The sequence below is a fragment of the Inquilinus sp. genome (assembly GCF_057815775.1).
In genome coordinates, this window is the sequence record NZ_JBYRFX010000644.1 from 1 (window position 1) to 4,194 (window position 4,194).

Here is a 4,194-nt window from a genome sequence, read left to right on the forward strand (position 1 = left end):
GGTCCGCCGGGCCTTGGCGCGCTGCGCCTCCGGCAGCTTCTCGGTGGCGATGGCGATGAAGATGATGTTGTCGATGCCGAGAATGATCTCGAGCACCGCCAGAGTCAGGAAACTGGCCCAGATCTGGGGATCGGCGAGGAAGTCGAGCACGGCCCGTCGGTCTCCGTTTGGCTGAAAGCCGCCCGGATGTGGGGCGGTTCGCGCAGATTACCAGAAGTTCATGTTGCCGCAGGCCGGCTATTCCTTGCGTTGCGGCGTCAGTGGCCTGCGTGAGGTTGCATGTTCATGCGTGATTGTGCATGATCGGGAAAATTCAGGCGGACGCCATGTCGGACATCCTGTTGCCGGAGCAGCGGCGCAAGCGGCTGCTCGACCTCCTCGCCCTCGACGGCAAGATCCTGGCCACCGCGGCCAGCGCCGTGCTCGGCGTGTCGGAAGACACGATCCGGCGGGACCTCAACGATCTCGCCCGCACCGGGGCGGTGCGCCGCGTCCATGGCGGGGCGCTGCCACTGACCCCCGCCGCCGGCACCTTCGCCATGCGGGCCGAGGCGCGGCCGGAGGCCAAGGCGGCGCTGGGCCGGGTGGCGGCCGGGCTGATCCGCCCCGGCGAGGTCGTGCTGCTGGACAGCGGCACCACCATGCTGGCGGTGGCGGAGGCGCTACCGCCCGATTTGCGCGCCACCATCGTCACGCCGAACCTGCCGGCGGCACTGGCCCTGACCCGGCATCCCACGGTGGAGGTCGTGCTGCTCGGCGGCCGGGTCGACAAGGGCGACCAGGCGACGGTCGGCACCTCGGTGCTGGCGGCGCTCGACGGGCTGCGCGCCGATCTCTGCCTGCTCGGCGTGTGCAGCCTGGATCTCGACGCCGGGCTCGGCGGCATGGACCATGAGGAGGCGCTGGTGAAGCGCCGCATGGCCGCCTGCGCCGGCCGGGTCGCCGCCGTCGTCACCGCCGACAAGCTGGGCACCGCCGCCCCGTTCCCGATCCTGCCCGTCGACCGGCTGGACGCACTGATCACCGAACGGGCGGCCGATGCCGCCCTCCTGGCCGCCTATCGCAAGGCTGGTCTCACCCTGTTTCTCGCCTGACCGGAGCCGTCATGACCACCCTTACCCAGGCGGACGGAAAATCCGGGCACGCCGATCCGCGTGCCGCCCGCCTCGCCACCCGCGCCATGTTCCTGGTCTGCGGTACCGTCACCGCCAGCTGGGCGCCGCAGGTGCCGCTGGCCAAGGCCCGGCTCGGGCTGGATGACGGCGTGCTCGGCCTCACCCTGCTCGGCCTCGGTGCCGGGGCGATGGTGGCGATGCCGCTGGCCGGCCTTCTGGCCGCCCGCTTCAGCAGCCGCGCCATCACCGCCCTGGGCGGGCTGGTGGTCTGCCTGGCGCTGCCGCTGGTCATCCTGGCGCCGGACGCGCCGCTGCTCGGCCTCGCCCTGTTCCTGTTCGGCGCCGCCATCGGGTCGATGGATGTGGCGATGAACGTCCAGGCCACGGCGGTGGAGGCACGCGGCGGCCGGCCGGTGATGTCCTCCTTCCACGGCATGTTCAGCGTCGGCGGCCTGGTCGGGGCCGGCGGCAGCAGCCTGCTGCTCGCTTTCGGCGTCACGCCACTGATGGCGGCCCTGATCGTCAGCGGCCTGATGCTGGCGCTGCTGCTGGCCCAGGCCGGGTCGATGCTGCCGCCGGACCGCGGCGTGGCCAAGGGCGGGATGCACTTCGTCCTGCCGCGAGGCACCGTGCTGGTGCTCGCCTTGCTGACCTTCGTGCTGTTCCAGGCCGAAGGCGCGGTGCTGGACTGGAGCGCGGTGTTCCTGCACGACAGCCGCGGCCAGGACCCGGCGGTGGCCGGGCTCGGCTACGCCGTGTTCGCCGTGGCGATGGCGGTGATGCGGCTGGCCGGCGACGGCATCACCAGCCGCTTCGGCGGCGTGACCGTGGTCCGGCTCGGCTCCGCCCTGGCGGCGGCCGGCTTCCTGCTGGCCATCCTGGTGCCGTGGCCGCTGGTCGGGCTGGTCGGCTTCGCCCTGGTCGGGATCGGCGCCGCCAATGTCGTGCCGGTGCTGTTCAGCGCCGCCGGCCGAGTCCCCGGCATGGATCCGGGGCTGGCGATCTCCACCATCGCCACGATGGGCTATTGCGGCATCCTGGCGGGCCCGGCGGCGATCGGCTTCATCGCCCACCATGTCGGCCTGCCGCTGGCGCTCGGCGTCGTCGCGGCCCTGCTCGTCGCGACCTCGCTCGCGGCGCGGGCGGTGCGGGAGTAAGACGCCTGCAGATCAGGCGATGTCGTCCCAGGGCAGTTCCGGCCCGAACTGCTCGATCAGGAAGTCCATGAAGGCCCGCACCTTGGCCGGGGGCCGCCGGTTCGCCGGATGCACCAGGTAGATGTCGTGCGTGGCCAAGCCCGGCTGGTCCAGCGTCAGCGGCACCAGCTGGCCGGAGCGCAGGGCGTCGACCGCCAGGAAGGTCGGCTGGTAGGTGAGGCCATGGCCGGCGACGGCGGCGGCCACCAGCGCATCGCCATTGTTGGCGCGCAGGATGCAGGAGACCGGCACCACCACCTCGCCGGCCCGGCCGAAGGCCCAGGATTCGAACCCCATGGCCCGGGACAGGGTGTAGCCGACGCAGGCGTGGTGCGAGAGGTCGGCGACCGTGCGGGGCGTGCCGTGCCTAGCCAGATAGGCCGGCGCCGCGCAGACCACCATGCGGCAGGGGCCCAGCTTGCGGGCGACCAGGGTCGAACTCTGCAGCGTACCGATGCGGACCGCGACGTCCCAGCCCTCTTCCACCAGGTCGACCACGCGGTCGTTGAGGCCGAGCTCGACCGTCAGCAGCGGGTGGAGGCGGGCGAAGGCCGGCATCAGCGGGGCGATCTGGCGCATGCCGAGCGACACCGGCAGGTTGACGCGCAGGATGCCGCGGACATCGGCATGGTCGGCCGTCGCCGTAGCCTCGACCTCGTCCAGTTCGGCCAGCACCCGTTCGGCGCCTTCCAGGTAGCGCTTGCCGGCCTCGGTCAGGGTGACCTTGCGCGTGGTGCGGTAGAACAGCTTGACGCCCAGCCGGTCCTCCAGCGCGGCGACATGCTTGGTCACCAGCGAGGGCGAGATGTGCAGCGCCCGGGCGGCGGCCGACAGGCCGCCCAGCGTGGCGACCCGGACGAAGACCTGCATGCCCGTGACACGGTCCAGCATGTGATTTCACTCTGACGGTGTGAGGTATCTTCCCAAACTGCCAGATTATCATGTGAGCCGGAACAGATCATTCTGCCAGCCACCTTTGGAGGTCACCATGATCGATACGCGCACTGCCCCTTTCGCCGCCCTGCTGCTCCGGGTCTCGCTGGGTGTCTGGTTCCTGGTCCATGCCGGGCTGAAGATCTTCGTGTTCACGCCGGCCGGCACCGCCCAGTTCTTCGGCAGCCTCGGCCTGCCGCCGTCGCTCGCCTATCTGGTCATGCTGATCGAGGTCGTGGTCGGCGTGGCCCTGATCCTCGGCATCTGGACGCGGCTCGCCGCCCTGGCCGGCATTCCGGGCCTGCTCGGTGCCATCGTCACCGTGCATGGCGCCGCCGGGTTCTTCTTCAACAACCCGAATGGCGGCTGGGAATTCCCGGCCTTCTGGATCATCGCCCTGCTGGTGCAGGCGCTGCTCGGCGACGGGGCCTACGCCCTGCGCACCACGCCGCTGTCGGTGCCGGCCACCGCCGCCGCCCGCTGACCCCAAACAACACAGCATCCGGCCCGAAGGCCGGATGCTGTTTCTGTTTCAGGCTGCCGTCTTCCGGCCGACGCAATAGCGCTCGGCCGGTGCGGTGCGCGACAGGTTGGGCCCCAGGGCACGGCGTGCGTCGTCGGCGGCCTGCCAATCGGCGGCATCGGGCAGGGACGGGATGGTGACCAGCTCACCCTGGTCCAGCCCGGCCAGCGCCGCGTCGACCATGTCCTCGGCCGTCATCACGATCTGCGTCGGCAGGTGTTCGACCGGGGTGCCGGCGATGCCCCAGAACTCGGTCGCCGTGGCGCCGGGCAGCACCGTCTGGACCCGCACGCCCTTGTCGGCCAGCTCATGCTTCAGCGACTGGCTGAAGGCCAGAACGAAGGCCTTGCTGCCGGCATAGACGCCGTTGAGAATCTCCGGCGCGACCGCGACGATCGACGAGATGTTGATGATCGTGCCGCCGCCG

General features: G+C 71.0%; 6 protein-coding genes. 3 read left to right on the forward strand and 3 right to left on the reverse strand.

Going from position 1 to position 4,194, the window contains the following annotated elements:
• On the reverse strand, positions 1 to 150 hold a 150-nt coding region (locus tag AC3XYG_RS22290), incomplete at its 3' end, for a TerC family protein (protein ID WP_489142064.1).
• A gap of 176 nt (positions 151 to 326) precedes the next feature.
• On the opposite strand from AC3XYG_RS22290, the gene AC3XYG_RS22295 reads away from it, so the two are divergent.
• Both AC3XYG_RS22295 and AC3XYG_RS22300 read left to right on the forward strand, forming a co-directional pair.
• Positions 327 to 1,094, forward strand: coding sequence for a DeoR/GlpR family DNA-binding transcription regulator (locus AC3XYG_RS22295; protein WP_489142059.1), 768 nt, complete (start codon positions 327 to 329; stop codon positions 1,092 to 1,094).
• A gap of 11 nt (positions 1,095 to 1,105) precedes the next feature.
• Positions 1,106 to 2,272, forward strand: coding sequence for an MFS transporter (locus AC3XYG_RS22300; protein ID WP_489142060.1), 1,167 nt, complete (start codon positions 1,106 to 1,108; stop codon positions 2,270 to 2,272).
• Positions 2,273 to 2,284: 12 nt separating this feature from the next.
• On the opposite strand, the gene AC3XYG_RS22305 is transcribed toward AC3XYG_RS22300, so the two are convergent.
• Positions 2,285 to 3,202, reverse strand: a complete 918-nt coding sequence (locus AC3XYG_RS22305) for a LysR family transcriptional regulator (protein WP_489142061.1) — start codon at positions 3,200 to 3,202, stop codon at positions 2,285 to 2,287.
• A gap of 97 nt (positions 3,203 to 3,299) precedes the next feature.
• Between AC3XYG_RS22305 and AC3XYG_RS22310 the strand changes: the two genes are divergently transcribed.
• The gene (locus AC3XYG_RS22310) at positions 3,300 to 3,728 is read left to right on the forward strand and encodes a DoxX family protein (protein WP_489142062.1); all 429 of its coding nucleotides are present in this window, start codon (positions 3,300 to 3,302) and stop codon (positions 3,726 to 3,728) included.
• A gap of 48 nt (positions 3,729 to 3,776) precedes the next feature.
• Here AC3XYG_RS22310 and AC3XYG_RS22315 read toward each other — a convergent pair.
• Positions 3,777 to 4,194: SDR family NAD(P)-dependent oxidoreductase (locus tag AC3XYG_RS22315; protein WP_489142063.1), on the reverse strand; the 418-nt coding region annotated here is incomplete at its 5' end.

What these genes read in the sequence shown, in the direction of transcription:
- AC3XYG_RS22310 (WP_489142062.1), top strand. Translation starts at nt 3,300, where the DNA reads ATGATCGATACGCGCACTGCCCCTTTCGCCGCCCTGCTGCTCCGGGTC.
- AC3XYG_RS22305 (WP_489142061.1), bottom strand. Translation starts at nt 3,202, where the DNA reads ATGCTGGACCGTGTCACGGGCATGCAGGTCTTCGTCCGGGTCGCCACG.
- AC3XYG_RS22295 (WP_489142059.1), top strand. Translation starts at nt 327, where the DNA reads ATGTCGGACATCCTGTTGCCGGAGCAGCGGCGCAAGCGGCTGCTCGAC.
- AC3XYG_RS22300 (WP_489142060.1), top strand. Translation starts at nt 1,106, where the DNA reads ATGACCACCCTTACCCAGGCGGACGGAAAATCCGGGCACGCCGATCCG.